This is a genomic window from Thalassotalea loyana (assembly GCF_030161435.1).
Lineage (GTDB): Bacteria > Pseudomonadota > Gammaproteobacteria > Enterobacterales > Alteromonadaceae > Thalassotalea_G > Thalassotalea_G loyana.
In genome coordinates this window covers 60,745-78,681 of the sequence record NZ_BSSV01000003.1, presented here as the reverse complement: position 1 = coordinate 78,681, position 17,937 = coordinate 60,745, and the positions used below count along the sequence as shown (strand labels likewise).

The 17,937-nt window shown below is 41.1% G+C and carries 18 protein-coding genes; 4 read left to right on the top strand and 14 right to left on the bottom strand.

All coding sequences use genetic code 11. The features are described 5' to 3' along the window. Positions 1-138: 138 nt before the first annotated feature. The 12 genes from QQK05_RS08020 to QQK05_RS07965 all read right to left on the bottom strand — a co-directional run bounded on the left by QQK05_RS08020 (position 139) and on the right by QQK05_RS07965 (position 11,495). Positions 139-660, bottom strand: coding sequence for a hypothetical protein (locus QQK05_RS08020; RefSeq protein WP_284297389.1), 522 nt, complete (start codon positions 658-660; stop codon positions 139-141). Between the two features lie 16 nt (positions 661-676). Next, entirely contained in the window at positions 677-3,232 is a 2,556-nt protein-coding gene (locus QQK05_RS08015; RefSeq protein ID WP_284297387.1) for an ExeM/NucH family extracellular endonuclease, read from the bottom strand. A gap of 297 nt (positions 3,233-3,529) precedes the next feature. Further along, positions 3,530-3,775, bottom strand: coding sequence for a hypothetical protein (locus QQK05_RS08010; RefSeq protein ID WP_284297385.1), 246 nt, complete (start codon positions 3,773-3,775; stop codon positions 3,530-3,532). 48 nt (positions 3,776-3,823) lie between these two features. Beyond that, on the bottom strand, positions 3,824-4,237 hold the full coding sequence (locus QQK05_RS08005; protein WP_284297384.1) for a GNAT family N-acetyltransferase: 414 nt from the start codon (positions 4,235-4,237) through the stop codon (positions 3,824-3,826). After that, a complete protein-coding gene (locus QQK05_RS08000) occupies positions 4,227-4,913 on the bottom strand; it encodes an alpha/beta hydrolase (RefSeq protein ID WP_284297382.1) in 687 nt (228 codons plus the stop codon). The genes QQK05_RS08005 and QQK05_RS08000 overlap by 11 nt, the downstream gene beginning before the upstream one ends. Then, entirely contained in the window at positions 4,879-5,301 is a 423-nt protein-coding gene (locus QQK05_RS07995) for a GFA family protein (protein ID WP_284298067.1), read from the bottom strand. The genes QQK05_RS08000 and QQK05_RS07995 overlap by 35 nt, the downstream gene beginning before the upstream one ends. A gap of 108 nt (positions 5,302-5,409) precedes the next feature. Continuing rightward, positions 5,410-5,865: a nuclear transport factor 2 family protein gene (locus QQK05_RS07990; protein WP_284297380.1), complete on the bottom strand. Its 456-nt coding sequence runs from the start codon at positions 5,863-5,865 to the stop codon at positions 5,410-5,412. Positions 5,866-5,928: 63 nt separating this feature from the next. Continuing rightward, positions 5,929-7,218, bottom strand: a complete 1,290-nt coding sequence (locus QQK05_RS07985) for a S41 family peptidase (RefSeq protein WP_284297378.1) — start codon at positions 7,216-7,218, stop codon at positions 5,929-5,931. Continuing rightward, entirely contained in the window at positions 7,215-7,637 is a 423-nt protein-coding gene (locus tag QQK05_RS07980) for a hypothetical protein (RefSeq protein WP_284297376.1), read from the bottom strand. Before QQK05_RS07980 ends, QQK05_RS07985 begins: the two co-directional genes overlap by 4 nt. Before the next feature lie 30 nt (positions 7,638-7,667). Then, complete coding sequence (locus QQK05_RS07975) at positions 7,668-8,003, bottom strand: gamma-glutamylcyclotransferase family protein (RefSeq protein ID WP_284297374.1); 336 nt, start codon at positions 8,001-8,003, stop codon at positions 7,668-7,670. A gap of 15 nt (positions 8,004-8,018) precedes the next feature. After that, complete coding sequence (locus tag QQK05_RS07970) at positions 8,019-8,504, bottom strand: GNAT family N-acetyltransferase (RefSeq protein WP_284297373.1); 486 nt, start codon at positions 8,502-8,504, stop codon at positions 8,019-8,021. 207 nt (positions 8,505-8,711) lie between these two features. After that, the gene (locus tag QQK05_RS07965) at positions 8,712-11,495 is read right to left on the bottom strand and encodes a M16 family metallopeptidase (RefSeq protein WP_284297371.1); all 2,784 of its coding nucleotides are present in this window, start codon (positions 11,493-11,495) and stop codon (positions 8,712-8,714) included. Positions 11,496-11,644: 149 nt separating this feature from the next. Here QQK05_RS07965 and QQK05_RS07960 point away from each other — a divergent pair, with 149 nt between their 5' ends. Together QQK05_RS07960 and QQK05_RS07955 are read left to right on the top strand one after the other, a co-directional pair. Beyond that, positions 11,645-12,754 carry an OmpA family protein gene (locus QQK05_RS07960; RefSeq protein ID WP_284297369.1) on the top strand — a complete coding sequence of 370 codons (1,110 nt, stop codon included), beginning with the start codon at positions 11,645-11,647 and terminating at the stop codon, positions 12,752-12,754. A 97-nt stretch (positions 12,755-12,851) separates the two neighbouring features. After that, the gene (locus QQK05_RS07955) at positions 12,852-13,514 is read left to right on the top strand and encodes an outer membrane protein (RefSeq protein WP_284297367.1); all 663 of its coding nucleotides are present in this window, start codon (positions 12,852-12,854) and stop codon (positions 13,512-13,514) included. A 93-nt stretch (positions 13,515-13,607) separates the two neighbouring features. On the opposite strand, the gene QQK05_RS07950 is transcribed toward QQK05_RS07955, so the two are convergent. Beyond that, the gene (locus QQK05_RS07950; protein WP_322790562.1) at positions 13,608-13,961 is read right to left on the bottom strand and encodes a rhodanese-like domain-containing protein; all 354 of its coding nucleotides are present in this window, start codon (positions 13,959-13,961) and stop codon (positions 13,608-13,610) included. A gap of 1 nt (position 13,962) precedes the next feature. Continuing rightward, a complete protein-coding gene (locus QQK05_RS07945) occupies positions 13,963-14,154 on the bottom strand; it encodes a YgaP family membrane protein (RefSeq protein WP_284297365.1) in 192 nt (63 codons plus the stop codon). Between the two features lie 102 nt (positions 14,155-14,256). Between QQK05_RS07945 and QQK05_RS07940 the strand changes: the two genes are divergently transcribed. Both QQK05_RS07940 and QQK05_RS07935 read left to right on the top strand, forming a co-directional pair. Further along, the gene (locus tag QQK05_RS07940; RefSeq protein ID WP_284297363.1) at positions 14,257-14,565 is read left to right on the top strand and encodes an ArsR/SmtB family transcription factor; all 309 of its coding nucleotides are present in this window, start codon (positions 14,257-14,259) and stop codon (positions 14,563-14,565) included. Between the two features lie 3 nt (positions 14,566-14,568). Further along, positions 14,569-17,928 carry an efflux RND transporter permease subunit gene (locus QQK05_RS07935; RefSeq protein WP_284297361.1) on the top strand — a complete coding sequence of 1,120 codons (3,360 nt, stop codon included), beginning with the start codon at positions 14,569-14,571 and terminating at the stop codon, positions 17,926-17,928. Positions 17,929-17,937: the final 9 nt, after the last annotated feature.

The following is a 17,937-nucleotide window of genomic DNA, read 5'->3' as shown; positions in this document are numbered from 1 at the left end:
AACGCTCCATGATATGCATATAAAAGGAATGCAGTAATTGGACAGAGATGCCCGCTTGTTCACTGCATTAGCTTGCGACAATTATACAATAAAAAGGCGCTAATCGTAGCGCCTTTTCTTGTCTTTCATGGGTAAAATTTACTTTTTAATAAACCTTAATCCGACTAATCCCAGTGCCAACAACACGAATGATGCGGGTGCTGGCACGGGTACTTGAGGTAACGATTGAGCGTTAATTTGGTTGTAAGATTCGTCAGCTGCAAAAAAATTAGACCCAGAGAACGTTTCTTGTAGCGTGCCGGCTACATCAAATGATAGCTGGCCGAGTGTAAAGCTCGTACCTGGTTTATCACTAGCGAAAAACCAATATGCACCCACATTTAAAATCCCTGTAGTGAACAAGTCTTCGTCGGCAGAGCCAAAGCCACCAAAATTCACCACATCATCTGCTACGGTAAAGCCCAAAAAACTCAGCGCAACATCATCAAAGTCAATGTCAAAGGTAAGTTCTGCGGCATCCGCGTTAATGTTGTTAATAACAATGTCGACAAGTAATGTGTCACCAGCAATTGGTGTGTTATTGCTTAAATCAAATGTGATGAGCGATGCATTTGCGGCAAAACATTGTAGAGCAAATAGTAGTGCGATAATTTTTTTCATGATTTTTTCCTTTTAATTATTGGCTAGCACAGCGGTTGTAGGTACATAAGCCCATTAAGCCTCGTACATCTCTCGTATTCAGTAGGCCATCACTGTTGAAGTCGTAACGCATATCGGTAATTTCTTGGCGACGTAGCATTTGGTAAAACATACTCACGTCATTGCGATCGATGTCTTGGTCACCATCAAAATCACCAAATACTTCAGGAGCGTTCAATTGAATTTCAATGATGACGGGATCATGTTCAGAAGAGCGGAATGCATCGTTAGCGTAGAACTTAGCCTGGGCATCAGCACTTTGATACTCAATATTGTAATCAAGTACACGAGGCTCATCGGCGTTAATTGGCCAGAACTGAGCATCAATGATACTTGGCATTAATGCTGAATTTGCCAAAGCATGATCCAATTGACCAAGCGCACCACCGAAGATATAGCTGTATACCTGAGTTTTCTCCAATGCTGTAAAGACGTCATTAAACCCTTCAGCATTTAAGGCTGTTAATGGATCTTCTTTTGCGTATGCATTTAAATCACCAATGAGGATAGTAGGCGTGTCCGCGAAGTTTGATTGCAAAAATGCTGCGGTAGCTTGAGCCGCCTTTGTGCGCGTGATATTACAACTTCCTTGACCATCACCAGTATCTGGATCGTTAATTGAATCACAGCTACCACCTTTTGATTTAAAATGAGCAACAGCAACGGCGATTGATTGGCCATTTTCAAGTAATGTGAACGTTTGCGTTAATACCGGGCGGTTTTTATTATCAATAAATAATGGGTTGTTTGCGTCATCTTTTACTGAATTACTGCTGTCTAAGATTTGTGCTGAGCCCGCTGACGAAACAACATCATGATTGTAGATGATGCCAACCGCGATCTCGTCAGTACCTATTTTTGCAACAGATGGCGCGACAAAACTGTATTGATTAGTACTTAGTGAATCATTTAACCCGTTAACCAAGTCAGCAATCGCTGAATACTGGTCGTAACCATCGTTCTCAATCTCCATTAACCCGATGATATCGGCATCTAATGCGCTAATCGCATTGATGATTTTATCTCGTTGACGATCAAATTCAGTCGATGTATCTGCACCTCGTGCTGTAGGAAATCCACTCCCTTGGCCATTACCGTTAAAATAGTTAAGCACGTTGAAACTGGCGACTCTCAGGTTACCTTCTGCAGCGAGTACTGGCTCAGCTGTACGAGGGTTAGTTTGAATCACGTTAACATCTGAAATGGGTAATACAACCCAATTACCAAAGCTGTATGCCAAAACACCCGTAATATTTTGTACTGTATTTCCAGAGCGCAACGGATTGTTTGGCGTCATTTCTGGTGCTGGGTAAGGTAACGAAGATGGATTTTGCTCAGTACTTAAGTCATCTAGGTATACTGTTTTGCTATCATTTAAGCTGGCAACTTGGTTAGATTCTTCACCTGGCGAGACGATCTGCGTTGGGTTGTAAAGACGCTCTGTTGCAAGACCAATTTGACCATAACGGCCATAGTTGTAAGTGTCAGTTACGAACATGTCTTGTGGTAATGTGATTAGCATTCCTTCAAATGCCTCTCTTTCACTATCGAGCATAGGTAAGCTCATCGCGACCGGAGCTGGAAGGTCTATTGACGCCTGACATACTGTTAACTCACTAACATTCGATAGCTGTGTTTGATTATTATATTCACCTGCTTTAGCTTGGAAGCGAATATGGCTACCTTGTGTTACATTGTCAGCAGGATGATAAACGAAAATACCATTTGACGTTGTCGCGAGAGAATCTGTATTCGTTGGCAAATCTTGTAGGTAGAAACCATTGTATCCCGACGCTTGAAGGCTGATCGTTACAATACCTTCAACCCAAACCGTTTCGCCGTTACGCGGTGTTGAAGAGCTCTCACCTTGAATGTCAGCAATTAACGTCGTCGCGTCACCACATGAAGCGGCATTATCTGAATTGTTATCACCACCAGAACCGTTATCCGTATCACCACCATTGTCATTACCGTCATTATCATCAATAACACCGTTAAAGTTGTGGCTGCCAAGATTTACAAGGGTATTTTTAGGAAATGACTCCCACTCAATAGACGGGTCAAACGCATCGTTAGGATTACTATCGCCATTAGCAATATCTGACTTTCGCACCAATGAACGATCTTTGGTCGTAACGCCGTTGTTCGACCAATTAATTCCTTCGGCGATTTTACCAATTGAATCAATAACCACGTCATTTTTGTATAAAACAATGGTGTCATTACCGTTGTGTTGTAAGTTGTTTACTAACAGATCAACTTGACTATCATCAGAGATGTCTTGATGCGCAACAACATAGGTTCCTCCTGGTGCTATGTTACCGCTAAGGTTGATTGTATAGCTTGGAGTGTTGTTACTGTTTTGAAATAATTTAAATTGATAGGCAGATAAGTCTACGTTTGATTGGCTTGGGTTGTAGATCTCCAATGCCTTGTTATAGCCACTTCCCTCTATGTATTCAGAAATGAACAATTCTGCATGACTTGAAAGCGGCATTAAGCTCGCTAACACAATCGCTAATTGGCTTTTCATTTTTTTACCTTACTTATGGTTATTAATTAGGTTGTTTTAAACTTTTTTAACTACAAAAGCTGACCAGATGGTAAGTAAAGTGTTTTAAAGATTTATGATTGCTTTGTTAATATTTTGTTAAGCCTTGATTAAAGCCAAAGCATCTTACATGGAGACTTTAATGAAGCACTAATAGACAGATTGGCGAGATGACAAGCCAACAAAACATGAAAAAGAAAAGTGGGGAAGACAGATAAGCGCTATACCGCTATTATTAGCGGTATAATAATGGCCTGGAAGCTAGCGGTTTTATTGAAGCTAAGGATTGGATTGAAACTTCTTTTCTGAATTTCGCCAAACCCACCAACCCCAGAATAACCCACCAATAGGGAAGGTCATCAATGCAATGGCGGGTCTCACCCAAAATGGCTCTATGGGCTGAAAAAAGTGCATAACAATTGACCAGAAAAATGCAGTGGTCATGCCCCAAATTAATGCACCATTAACAATCATAAATCGCAATTTTCCTTTAGTGCGTACTTTCTCCCATTGAGCCTGTTCCATGTTTGCTTCCTTATGTAATGAAAAAATTTGGTAATCAAATTGACCTGTTTAAAGTACTTTCACCATGAAATACTTACAACCCGTTTTTGGGTAACCTTCTTGGGTCCATTCAACCTTGTAACCATGCTTTTCGTAAAATGGTCTTGCTTGGATATCTAATGTATCAAGTAAGCACTTTTTACAGCCTCTTGACTTGGCCGAAGCTTCAAGCTGCTTGAGTATCTTGCTACCCATATCTTGGCCACGTAAAGCCTCTGACACCCAGAGAGTATCGAGCAGTAACCAATCACCGAATGTTCTAGCCGCTGCACCGGCAATGACATCACCTTTATCATCGGTAATCTGGATAGCAAGTGGTAGGCGCTCTTTTACTTCCCAACGAGCCCAGTTGAACTCGCTGATTTTGTTACTTAAAAAATCTACTAGCGTTTGATCCGGGTTATCGATAACTTCAATTTTCATGTTTTATCCATTGTTTAGCGGGTGTTAACCATTCTTCTCGCGGTAAATAAAATGCGCCGTGTGACTTACCAGTACTAATGGCTATTTCGTTAAATGTGTTGACCTTGTCACTTCTATCGATCAAAAACTGACATGAGCCGACTTGATCCGACGTTTCATAAATAGAATACACATTCCCCGTGACTTTCACTGCTTTATGACTAGCAACAAGTCCGGCACAGCCGGCGAGAATAATTGTTTTTATGTCTGGTAATTGAAGCTCATGGTTTGTCAGTATCGATAGAGCGCCACCTCGAGAAAAACCAATTAGGGTAATATTCTGGGGTTTTACACCTGCGGCAAGCAGCTTTCTAACATCATCGGCTAATTGTTTTGCAAAGCTAAAAGGCTCGGTATTTTTCGGCCTGTGGTATGCAATCAAATTGTAACTAGGATCTGAGAGCTTAGCTTTGACTTGTGGAAAGTCATAGACTCCCCATTCAGGATGCTCTGGTGTTGGATTATCACCTTCGACAATATAGCCGTGCGAATAAAACACATAAGCATCGTCTGGCATAATTTTTTCAGGAAACGTGTCGAACACCTTTCCACCTTTTGCAAAGGCGGTTATTGGTGCAAGTAAGCCAAATAACGCGAGGGATTTATAGTGCTTTTTGTTTATTTCTACTAGGTTCATGTTCTTCATAGTGGGGTAATGTTACATGTAAGTCGTCCCAATTAGCTTTTGACGTCACAAAATTATGGGAAATAGGTCGTTCTGAAATATCAGAATCTAAAATACCTAATCGCAAGCGGATACGGCTTGGATCAGTGGCATTTGAGCTAAATATGGGTGATGCGCACGTTTTGCAAAAGTGACGAATTTTTCCTGGCTTGATTTCAAACTGGCCGAGATGTTCACTGCCTTGTTCAATGTGAAAATCCTCTGTATTAACAAATCCGTTTGTTGCATAGGCAGTACCGCTTGATTTTCGGCATAGCGAACAGTGACAATGGATAATGTCACTTATTTTTCCTGTAATTTGAATTTGTACGTTGCCGCACAAACAACTTCCTTGATACATCTTCTTCATCCAGTTTACATTGAATAGATAAATAAAATTAATAAGTTAGTGTTATCTTAGCATCTAGCGTGCGTCTTTCGTAAATCATTTTTGATTAACGGAAAAGTGTTAGTTGCTCACATGTTTTCTCGTGTCATGAAACTGCCAAAGGACATTGATTATTTTCCATTCTCCTTTGTCGGTTTGATATAGGTGCATGTAATCAATCCAATCGTCTACCGTTAACTTAACGGAAGCAACCCGTTGATCAATATCTAGAATATCAATGTTAACGGTTGGCGATTTTGGAAACTTATCACCATTCTTATTGTAGTTTTCTGCCACCCAAACCATGGTGTCATGGTCCGTTTCAAGGACGAATTCTTGCCCGTCTTTACTTTGCCAGTAAGTGCGTTTTGCAAGCTTCTTGTCTAAGCCTCGTTTCATTATTTCAGGATTTGATTGGTGTTGTGACTCAATATAGTCGAGTATTGCTCGTTCTATGGCCTGCACGTTCTTGTCTACAGGTTCAGCGTTTAACGTAAAACTTGTGACGATTACGAAGAGTAATAATATACGAAGCATGACTTGGTCCTTTTAGTGAGCGTTTTAAGTTAGCCTTTGGTAATTCATTAACGGTGGTGATTATCATTGTGCGTTTAATAGGCGTTTTAGATATTGTTTTGCAAAGCGCAATGCAGGGTCGTTACCATTTTTGTCTCTATCAGCAGGGTTAACACGTTGATGAGGCACAAAGTCCTCACGATAAGTGCCATTTACGTGATATAAGCGTTCAAAGCCAAGCTCTAACCAGTTGTTACTTTCTTGTAATTGGACGGTTTTAATGCCACCAAGTAAGTCGGCCATTGGTGCGCCAATTACCGTTGTAGCGCCAATAGCGTCCAAACCAATCGTCATACCTTCTCCCATGCTCCCTGTCCAGTGTCCAGCAAGGACAACGTATGGTTTATCGTAATGTGGTTGGCTTGGTGTGACATGCGCTTGTTGTCGAGTGGCATTTATATAGGGCGTGCCGGATTCTTGGACTTGATATAATTGATAGACTTTTTTCGAAGTTACAAAATGGCCAAGTATTGGCTCTGCAACCCCCGTATTACCACCACTCGGCGTGTTACGTAAGTCGATAATTAAGGCATCGGTATCTTTGAGAGTGATTAATGCCTGTTGAAACATTGTGACTGTTTTCTGATTACCTAGTGCATTGTTAAAGCGAACGTAGCCAATACCTTCAAAATTTTCAAAGCTAATGACTGGGCCATTATTCAAGGAATTGATCGCGTCATAGGTTGCAGCCAAGGCAATGGACTTCATTTGACCATCATATTCTACGCTGATGTTTCTTGTTGCGTTTCTAAGCCCGCCAAGACTAATGTTCAAACCATAGTTAATTTGTTCTTTGGTGAGTTGTGCTAGTTGCTGGCCAAAAACTTTTTCAATCGCCTGTTGAGCAGATAAACCATCGATAGAGATGATCTTATATCCAGGACGCAAACCAGCTGCATCTGCGGCACTGTTTGCCTTAATATCTTGAATGACAAAGTGTCCATCGATATAACTCGCGTTTATATCTGAGCCAGTAGGAAATACGCTGTAATCTAGTTCATTATAGGGCCCCATATTCAAGTGAGGATCGTAAAAATGACGCAAGAATTGCTGGCCGATATCGGTAAACTCCGCGTGTGTTTTTACTGATTTGGCTCTTGCCTGATACTCGGCAATGAGTTTATGGACATCGACATTATGCCTATCTAAATAGGCATACTGCGTTGTAATGACGTTTTCTAGCTCTTGCCAAGCGCTTGATGGGTCGAACGATCCTTGTGCTTTAGCTGACGACGTGAAAAAGGTAATCGCGAATAGGCTCATTAAGGCTGGTTTTAAAGCGCCGTGTTTAAAGCGAGTTACTGGGGATTTCAACGCGCTTCTCCTGTGTTGTATGACACTGATACATTGCATTCATTGACTTGTGCTAGGCCAAGATCAATATGGGCAACAATATAGCCGTATTCTTTCTTTGAAAGCAGGCCATCTCTGTATTGAGCTTTTGCTATTTTGTGGTCCCATGCCTGATTACATGGTGCTGACGGAATATTGGTATCTATTGTCACTAAATACGTTTGTTCAGGATCTACTGTGTAACCTTTCTTTACTGCGTTTTTTGCACATAGGCTTAATGCATAATCAACCGCATGTTTATCAACGCTGGGTAAGCCAGTAAACTCGACCTCACACGCAAGTACTCGTTCACCTGTATCTTTGGTGTAATACAATTCACCAGTTGTGCATCCGCAAAGTAACAAGAGTAGGGTAGCTGTTAAGGGGTGTTTAATGTTCACATTTTCATCCTTGTAATGTTTAAGTCAGCGTTACTGCGCCTCGCGTAATGCGTAAATATAGGCCTTAACGACTGTACCATCAATCAAGGTAGCATCGGTTTCAACCCGACAATAGCCTTCGCCTTCAAATTCATCGAGCATTTGCCAATGATTGTGTAGATTGTCAGAGCTGAAAATAAAACCTGATATTTTATCGCCATGACGATTAAGTGATATGCCTGGGTAACCTAAATCAGCTCCCCAGCCAGCTTCAATAAGTGTTCCGTAAACATGACCTTCATGCCAGTCACCACCTATGTTTTTCATAATATGTTCATTTGGTCGACCTGGTCCCAAGGTGCCATAAACAAAAAGCTTCTCTTTCATTGTAGTCTCGTAATGCTAAAAAGTGAGTAACATATCATTCCATTTGGCTCCGCCGTGGCTGGAGGAAGACGCTCCTTGATGAACAAAGCCAAAGCTGTTGTAGAACGGGACAAGGTAATCCTTACATGTCAGGATGATACCTTTGCGTCCATTCGCTTGACTCACCTTAATAAAGTGTTCAGTTAACTGTGACGCATAGCCACGTTTTTGATAATTGGGGTCTACTGCAAGCCCAAAGATGGTTTGAAAATCACCATCTGGGCAATGTAATTCAGGCTTTGCATATAACTCATCGGGTAACTCGGGTGAATGATTAATGCAACCATTGATATGACCAACGACAAGTTCGCCTATCGTAAGTACATAAAAACATTCTGGAAATACCTTAAATCGCTGTTGAAATGCTTGCAAGGATGCCGCTTCTTTAGGGGGAAAACATAAGCCTTCAATTTCTGCCATCCGGGCTATATCTTGGCTTGTTGCTTGTCGAATCGCGTGCATTCAATAATCCTTTATTAACAGTAAACGTTGGTAAACAAGAGTCGTATTATTATCGAATCAAAAGCAAAATGTAAATGAGGGAGTTTGTTACCGAATGTCTCTAATTACCTGTTGGCTAAAAATATCATGCTGTTGCGCGTGGATGAGTGAAAATAAGGCAAAAAAAATACCGGCATAGCGCCGGTATTTTTGAAAGACTGAAATTACTTATTCAGCAGCAACTTTTTCAAAGTCACCTGCTTTAAATACGTTAATTTCATTCGTCGCCATATTCTTGATAAATGCCGCTTTAACATCTTCTAACGTTAATGTTTTAAGCTTCTCATCAAGCATAGGGTAGTAGGCGATATCACGATCTATTTGCTTGTTATTAATTAACATGCCTAAGATCGCGCTATCATTTGCCCAACGGCGCTTACGAGAGTTTACAAAATTAGATTTTGCCGTCTCAAACTCTTCTTCTGTAAAGCCGTCTTTGACAACTTTTGCCATTTCTTCTTTGTATGCTGCAATCACGTTATCCATGTTTTCAGGTGCCGAAATTGCGTAACCCCATACAATACCGGTTTCGTCACGGTCACTTGCGCTGATGTTACCGCCAACAGAGTAGCTGTAACCTTCAGTTACACGAATTCGTTTACCTAAACGAGAGGTGAATGGACCGCCACCAAAGATTTCAGCTGCGATTTGTGTCGCTAAGTAGTCATCATCCATCGTTGTTAAGTTCGTTGGGTTGATCACATAAAGCTGGGCATTAGCTTTGTCTGGTGTGTTGTGACTTACTGTTAAACCATGAAGATCTTTGTATGCATTTGGCATGTACTCGTATGGCGTATCGTTAACGAACGAGCCAACAGTTGCTTGCAATTTCTCTTCTAATGCTTTGCCATCAACGTTACCCACAACTGCAATGTAGCCGTTAGCAATGTTCATATGCTGGTCGTATACCGCTTTGATGCTTTCGCTCGTTAAGCCTTTGATCCCTTCAATGCTTTCGTCAATTGTACGATGTGCACGTGGATGACCTTTCGGGTAACTGTTCAATGTTTCACGGAAACTATTATTAGCGATAGAAGAAGGGTCAGTACGCTCAGACTCGTAACCTGCAATTAATGTAGGCTTCAAGATATCTAACTCTGATTGAGAGAACGTTGAATTAGTTAGCATTTCTTTAACTAAATCAAGCGTCGCATTCATGTTAGCTTTGTCAGTTTTAACGCTAACACCAAAACCAGCACTTGATGCAGAGAAGCGAACAGAAGATTTCAATTCATCTAATTTACCCGCAATCTCACCTTTATCCATGTTAGTTGTACCAAGTTGAAGCATTTGAGATAACACTTCAAGTTCAGCAGCTTTACCACCAAGTGTTTCAGCTGTACCCGTTGGGAACGTCATGCGAATTAATACTTCATCACCACGTAACTGTTTAGGGTAGAACATAAACTGTGTGCCTTGTGGCCACGTGTTCTCAACTAAACGTGCTTTGATATTTTCAACAGTATTGTCGTAACTCTCACCAGCAGCAATTTGCTCACGGCCTTTGTAGTCTTTCAACAATTCGTCCATATCTGGTGCTTCAGGAATTTCAGCACGTTCTGGGTTATCTGTTGGAATAAAGCGGCCTAACGTACGGTTGCTAGAAATCAAGTACGTTTCTGCAACGCGTTGAACATCTTCTAATGTTACTTCAGCAACTTGATCACGGAAGAAGAACGCATGACGGTAATCACCTTTAGCAATGTACTCAGAAAGGTTCATACCAATACCTGTTACATTACGCATTGCTTGTTCAGCTTGCTTAGCAAATTTTGCTTTAGCCGCTTTAAGCTCTGCTTCTGTTACTGGTTGCTCTTCAATGTCCTCAGCAATTTTTAATAGTGATGCTTCAAGCTCTTTAGTGTCTTTACCTTTTTCACCTTGCGCTAAGAAAATCATTTGAGAGCTGTCTTTTAGCATAAACGAGAAAGCAAATGCACTGCTTGAAACACCTGTTTCAACTAATTGCTTTTGTAAACGACCACGTTTGTCGTCTGAAAGAATTTCCATTAGTAGTTCAAGTGCTGCTGCATCTTTGTGTAAACCAGAAGGTGCATGGTACATCAAGCCAACATATGGTAAGTCACCTGAACGACGAAGGTTAACAACGCGCTCACCATCTTGAGTTGGCTCTTGCGTGTACAGTTCTTCAACAGGCGTTTCAGGCTGCTCTAATTTACCAAAATGCTTGTTGATCATTGCAATGGTTTTTTCTTCGTCGAAACGACCTGCAATTGTTAATACGGCATTATCTGGACGGTAGTGCTTGTTGTAGAACGCACGTAATTTTGAAAATGGGAAGTTCTCTACGTCAGAGCGAGCACCAATGGTTGAATTACCGTAGTTGTGCCATAAATGCGCCATCGACGACATACGAGAAATCAAAATACGGATAGGGTTGTTTTCGCCACGTTCCATTTCGTTACGTACAACCGTCATTTCACTCTTTAACTCGTCTTCAGTAAAGGTCGCGTTGATCATACGATCCGCTTCCATGCCGATTGACCAGTCTAAGTTTTCATCATTCGATTCGAACACTTCAAAGTAGTTTGTACGATCTAACCACGTTGTTGCGTTTGTTGACATACCACGTTTGGTAAATTCTTTGTCAATTTCTTGGTAGTTCGTTGAGCCTTTGAACAACATATGCTCAAGTAAGTGAGCCATACCGGTTTCACCATAGTGCTCATGAACAGAACCAACACGGTAGGTAATGTTTACTAGCGTTTTCGGTTGAGCATCATCTTTAAATAATAATACTTTTAAACCGTTGCCCATTTGGTATTCATTAATACCTTCAACACTGCGGACAAACGTTAATTTGTGGTTTGCTTGTTGTTCAACAACAGCAGGCGCCGCTGATGTCGTTTCATTGGTTGTGCTATTACATCCTGTTAAGCCAAGTGCGAGTGCTACTGCTAGCGAAATCCCGCTTATTTTTATTTTATCCATGTTGATCCTTGATTACCTTTACGTAAATATCATGAGGTATGTTAATAAAAAGTTAACAAATATAAAAGTGTAATATTTATGTTAATAAAATATGTAATTGTAACAATATCTTGTACAATAGAAGAAAACTATACACAGGGACTTAAGAAATGATAAAACAAAAGTTTGTTAAAAGTATTGCAGCTTGTGTGGTAAGTGCTGCATTAACAACATCTGCACTCGCTGATAATACACCAAATGCTGAAGATCTTGTTGGTCACTTTTACGGTGGTTTTCATGGTGCTTACTTGAAAGCTGACAACGATCGCAAAGCAACATCAGATGTTAACTCAACATTAGATGAAGCGACAGGTTTCGGTCTTGAACTTGGTCACCGTTTCACACCTAAGTGGGAAGGTCGCCTTGCGTACACTAACCTAAGTGACGTAGAAACTAAATCAGATGCTTTTGAAGCTGATGATGGTGCATTATATTCGTTTGACCTACTTTACTTCCCAACGGCTAAAAACTTTTACGGTAAGGGTGGTCTCGATATGATCAACCTTGAAAGTAAAGAGTTATCAGTTAATTTGGGTGCTGGTTACCGTCATTACTTCACAGAGAGCTTTGCTGGTTACATTGAAGGTGGTGCACATTACCAATTCGATGCAAACATGAAAGACTTATCTAGCCGTTTAGGTTTAATCTACTTCTTTGGTGTTGACAGCAAGAAGCCAGCAAAATCCGCAGCGCCTGTTGCGGCTGCAGCAGCTGCGACAAAGCCAGTTGTAGCACCTAAACCAAAAACTAAAGACACCGACAAAGATGGCGTTTTTGATTCAGACGACTTATGTGCAAACACACCAATGTCAGATAAAGTTGATAGCGAAGGTTGTACTATCTTCACTGAGAAAACAGCTTCAATGGAACTAGTTGTTAACTTTGATAACAATAAATCAGTTGTTAAAGATGAGTACTTATCAGAAATTGAACGTGCTGCTAATTTCTTAAAGAAATATCCTCACGTTAATTTAGTGATTGAAGGCCACACGTCAGCACAAGGTGCAGCTGCATATAATAAAAAGCTTTCGCAAAAGCGTGCAGACGCTGTTGTAGAAAAGTTAGTGAGCGAATTTGGTATTGATGCAGACCGTTTAACTGCTGTTGGTTACGGTGAAGAGCGTTTATTAGACGCAAGCAATTCGTCTATGGCGCACAAAGCAAACCGTCGTATTCAAGCGGTTGTTGAAACACGTGTTAAAGAAGCGGTAAAACGTTAATTCTATCTACGTTTCAGCACAAAAAAGCTAACATTTTAGGTGTTAGCTTTTTTTTCGTCTTATACTTTTAGAATGTCTATTAATAAGGAAGGGCGATATGACATTCTCCAAGGTCACGACGAACTTGCTCCTCGCTACCGTATGTCTACTTGTTATCGGTGAAAGTGCAGCTCAGCAAAGAGCCGGTAAAACTGAAGCCGGTTTTGTCATTGGCTACTACGATGACTTTAGCATTGATGGTCAGCAAGGATCAGCAGTCGATTTTTCTGCCGACTATAGCTATGGCTTTAATATTGGCTACAACTATACCAATCAATTTGCCTTAGAGTTTGACTGGGTCATTGGTAGTCAAGACTACACCTCAACGTTCGTTGATGATGACGGAAATCCAATCAATACCATTAGCCATGAGGCCGATATCACTCATGCACAAATTCATGGAACCTATTATTTCAGCCCTGAAAACTTTTCACTTTATGTCCAAGGTGGAGCAGGTTTTAGTTATTTAGACTCAAATATCACCTCAGGACCCCCAATTAATGTGTGTTGGTGGGATCCATGGTGGGGTTACATTTGTGAAGGGTTTCAAGAAACCTACAGTGAGAACCAGTTTAGCTATAGTGCCACTTTTGGCGCACGCTTTAATATTGATAAGAAAGTGTTCCTTAGGGCAAGCTACAGTCAAATTTGGGTAGATTTAGATAACGCGAAAACAAGCGATGTTGGGGTCTATAAGCTTGAGTTTGGCCGCAGCTTTTAGGCTTTAGTTCACGTTTTTAGCAATCAGGGTTTAACCATTTTACCTCATCTAAAAAAACAGGTTAGCAGCACGCTAACCTGTTTTTTTAATGTGTCAACTTGCAAATGTTGAGATGACCGCATCACTTTTGCAACTAATTACCGTGACGTTTTGGTAACCTAACTTTTCCAATTGCTCAGCGGCAAAGGTAGCTCTTGCGCCCGAGGCACAATGCAAATAAATTGGCAATTCAGCATCATGATATTTGGCTAGCATTGTCGGCTCTAAAATGCCGCGGGGAATATGAATCGCGCCGTTAACCGGTGACTTTTCGTTCTCGCTAATTTCTCTAATATCTATCAGTAGACCATGATTTTCATTAAGCTCAGTTTTCGCACTTGATGCGTCAATAACACGTAACTGTTGTCTTGCTTGTGAAACGAGATCTGCAATTGTTTTCAACATCATCTTATCCTTCTTTAAAACCTAACTTCTTTAATACCAGCATCATTGGGCACCATTTTGTAAAGGCGCTTTGAAACAAGTTCAATCCGATAAATACGGTAAACCATAACCATTGTGTTGATACAAAGCCTGCCAAAGCCACTGAAATTAATATAAAAATTCCTGCAATTAAACGTAAACCATCATTAACCGTCATTGCTAACATCCTCGGGTGTGTTAAATAAATTCTTTATATTAGCATTTGCTAAATTAGATTTTTATAATATACTGTCTCAAAAATTAATCAAGCGAGTTATCTATGAAATTTAATTCAAGCCTAATGGTAGACAACGCAACCCATGTTGCCGGAATCTTAAAACAAATGGCCAATGTGAATCGCTTAATGATCTTATGCGCGATTTCAGCTGATGAATTGTCGGTAAGTGAAATTAACGAACGCGTTGATTTGTCACAGTCTGCGTTGTCACAACATCTAGCAAAATTGCGAGAGGCAAACTTGGTGCAAACAAGACGAGATTCGCAAACTATTTATTATGCGTTAGCTGACAAAAAATTGATTAATGTTATGCAGGTGTTATACGCAAATTACTGCCAGCAAGAGGACTAATGCATGGCATCGTCAAACCTTGTGCATCAACTGCTAAGCAAAATGCTTAATAGTAAAATACCCCTGTATTTACTTGTAACTTCATTGGTGCTTGGTCTTGTGGCATTAAATGTGACTCCACGTGAAGAAGAGCCACAGATTGTTGTGCCAATGATTGATGTCGTCGTGGAAGCACCAGGGCTTGATGCTCGCCAAGTTGAACGATTGGTAACCACGCCATTGGAAAAACTGTTATCCCAAATAAAAGGGGTAGAACACGTTTATTCGGCAACTAATAATAACCAAGCGATCGTCACGTTACGGTTTTTAGTTGGCCAATCGAGAGAAACTTCGTTATTTAATACCTACAATAAACTTCATTCAAATCAAGACAAGATACCGTCGGTGGTGACTAATTGGATGGTTAGTCCGAATGAGGTCGACGATATTGCGATAATCATACTCGGCCTATGGAGTGAGAAACCTGAGATTACCGACGATTATCAGTTAAAGCGGTTGGCGCAAGAAATATCAACGCAATTACAGTCGTTAGAAAATACCAGTGAAGTACATGTTATTGGCGGTCGTAGCCGTCAAATTGAAATCTTCATGCAGCCGGAGCAACTCGCAGCACGCCAGATCTCGGTTCAGGAAGTAATAAGCGCACTACAAGTATCAAACCAGCGTCAAGCACATGGCATTATTCGAATCAGCAATCAATCGGTTGTTATTGAAAGTGGTGATGTCTATCAGTCGCTTAATGCAATTAAACTAACTCCAGTTAAAGTGATCAATGGCGCGATTGTGCAGTTACAAGATATAGCGAGCATAACCGATGGCCCACAAGAGACGAACCATTACAGCACAATAGATTTTACGCCAAGCCATGAATTATTCGACAATGATGGCGCTGACTTTCCTTTAGTAACGATATCTGTTGCTAAGCAGCCTGGCACCAATGCCGTTCAAGTGGCGGAACAAGTTCATCAGCTCGTTAACGATATTAAAGAAAGTGTTCTGCCAAACCATGTCCATATTCAAACGCTGAGAGACTATGGCCAAACCGCTAATGAAAAAGTGAATAACTTAACAAGTTCATTGGTGTTTGCTGTCGTCACTGTTGTGATTTTTATCGGTGTATTCCTCGGTTGGCGTGCAGCGTTAGTTGTTGGCTTGGCAGTGCCAGTTTGTTATGGATTTACCTTAGCGTTTGACTATGCCTTTGGTTACACGATTAATCGCGTAACCTTATTCGCGTTAATTTTATCGTTAGGTTTATTGGTGGACGACCCAATAACAGGGGTTGATAACATCACACGATTTATTAAGAAACACCCTGAACGCCCGTTAAAAGACAATATAATTGCGGCTATTAAAGAGATCAAAACCCCCTTACTTTTGTCAACATTAACCATTATTTTGGCGTTTATTCCTCTGGCCTTTATTACCGGTATGATGGGGCCGTACATGGCGCCAATGGCATTTAACGTACCGCTTAGCGTTATTTTGTCGACGCTTGTGGCATTTCTGATCACCCCTTGGCTCGCACATAAATTTATCTCACCAGCGGCAAGTGAACCTAACAAAGAGAAGCAATCACCATCGAGTGTTGAAAGCACCTATTACCGCTTCATGTCGCCCTTTATTGAACATAAAGCAAAAGGCAAGCGCTTGCTTTGGTTAATGTTGGTGCTTTTTGTTATTGCGGCATTGCTACCAGCATTACGACTTGTGCCTCTTAAATTACTGCCATTTGATAACAAAAATGAGTTGCAAATTCTTATTGAGATGCCAGAAACCGCGTCCCTCGAACAAACCCATGCAATGGCACGCCGTGTTACCAATTTAGCAAAAACAGTTCCTGAAATTAAAGCGGTTGCTAGTTATGTTGGTATTAGTTCACCAATCGATTTTAATGGCATGGTCCGCCAATACTATTTGCGCAACCAGCCATATCAAGCTGACTTAAGAATATTGCTCGTCGATAAAACGATGCGTGAGCATTATTCACATGATATTTTGCTTCGATTACGGGCCTTAGTCGCACCTCTTCAAGCGCAGAATACGCATATCAAAGTAGTTGAAGTACCACCAGGGCCGCCTGTGTTAAGTACATTAGTGGCGGAGGTGTATGGCGATCAGTATACCCCATATCAAGATATTCAATTGGTTGCACAACATGTCGCAGCGCGTTTAGCCCGCGAGCCGCATGTCGTTGAAGTTGATACCAACGCGATTGCTGATGTTACAAAGTTTCGATTTGTCGTTGATAAAGCCAAAGCAGCATTATCTGGCGTGTCGACGCAAGATGTGAATCAAACCATCGCTGTGGCTACGCAAGGGGTTAATATAGGTGTTTTTCAGCAGGTTGATGAGGCCACAGAAATACCGCTAATGTTAAAAATGGCGCAAGCACAACGTAGCCAATTGTCAGACATAGAGAGGTTTCTGGTAAAAGGGCGCAGTGGCATTGTTGAGGCACAAACTGAGCTTGGCGTTCTTGATGGTGTTCAGCCTGTTGTATCTATGGCTGAAATTGGCCAATTTGAACAAGTTAAACAGCTAGGCACTATTTTTCACAAAAACCTTAACCCTGTTGTGTATGTTAATGCCGAAATATCCGGACGAACACCACCCGAAATTGTTGCAGATATCAGCGCCGATAAAGGATTAGCTGTTGATGATAACGACACTACACATGATTGGAAAAATCGTACGTTTTTTACCTCAGGTGGTGGTGACAGGTGGCAAGTTCCTGACAATATCAAGGTTGTATTTTCCGGCGAGGGCGAATGGAATGTTACCATTAGTGTGTTCAGGGATATGGGAATCGCCTTTATGTTTGCCTTAGTTGGCATTTATTTTGTGCTAAGAATACAGACAAAGTCACTGGCGCTTTCACTTATTATTATGTCTTCAATTCCACTCACCATCATCGGAATAATGCCCGGGTTTTGGTTACTTAATCAGTTCGGAACACGCGAGATAGCTGGGGCACCAGAACCTGTGTTATTTACTGCTACGGCGATGATCGGCATGATTGCGTTAGCGGGTATTGTTGTACGTAATTCTCTGATTTTAGTTGAGTTTATTACGCAGGCTAGAGCAGAGGGCTTGAGCATTAAAGAAGCGGTACTCCAAGCTGGGGCGGTAAGAATGCGCCCGGTATTGTTAACGGCAGGTACAACCTTGTTAGGGAATATAGTGATCACCCTAGATCCTGTCTTTAGTGGACTGGCAATAGCGATTATTTTTGGCATTATCGCCTCCACATTGTTCACCTTAATCGTTGTCCCTATTGTGTATCACCTTGTTTTTGCCAACCAAGAAAATGAGGTGATTAACAAAAGGCAACGCACACATAATGTGATGGCTACATCTTAGGAGCATTTT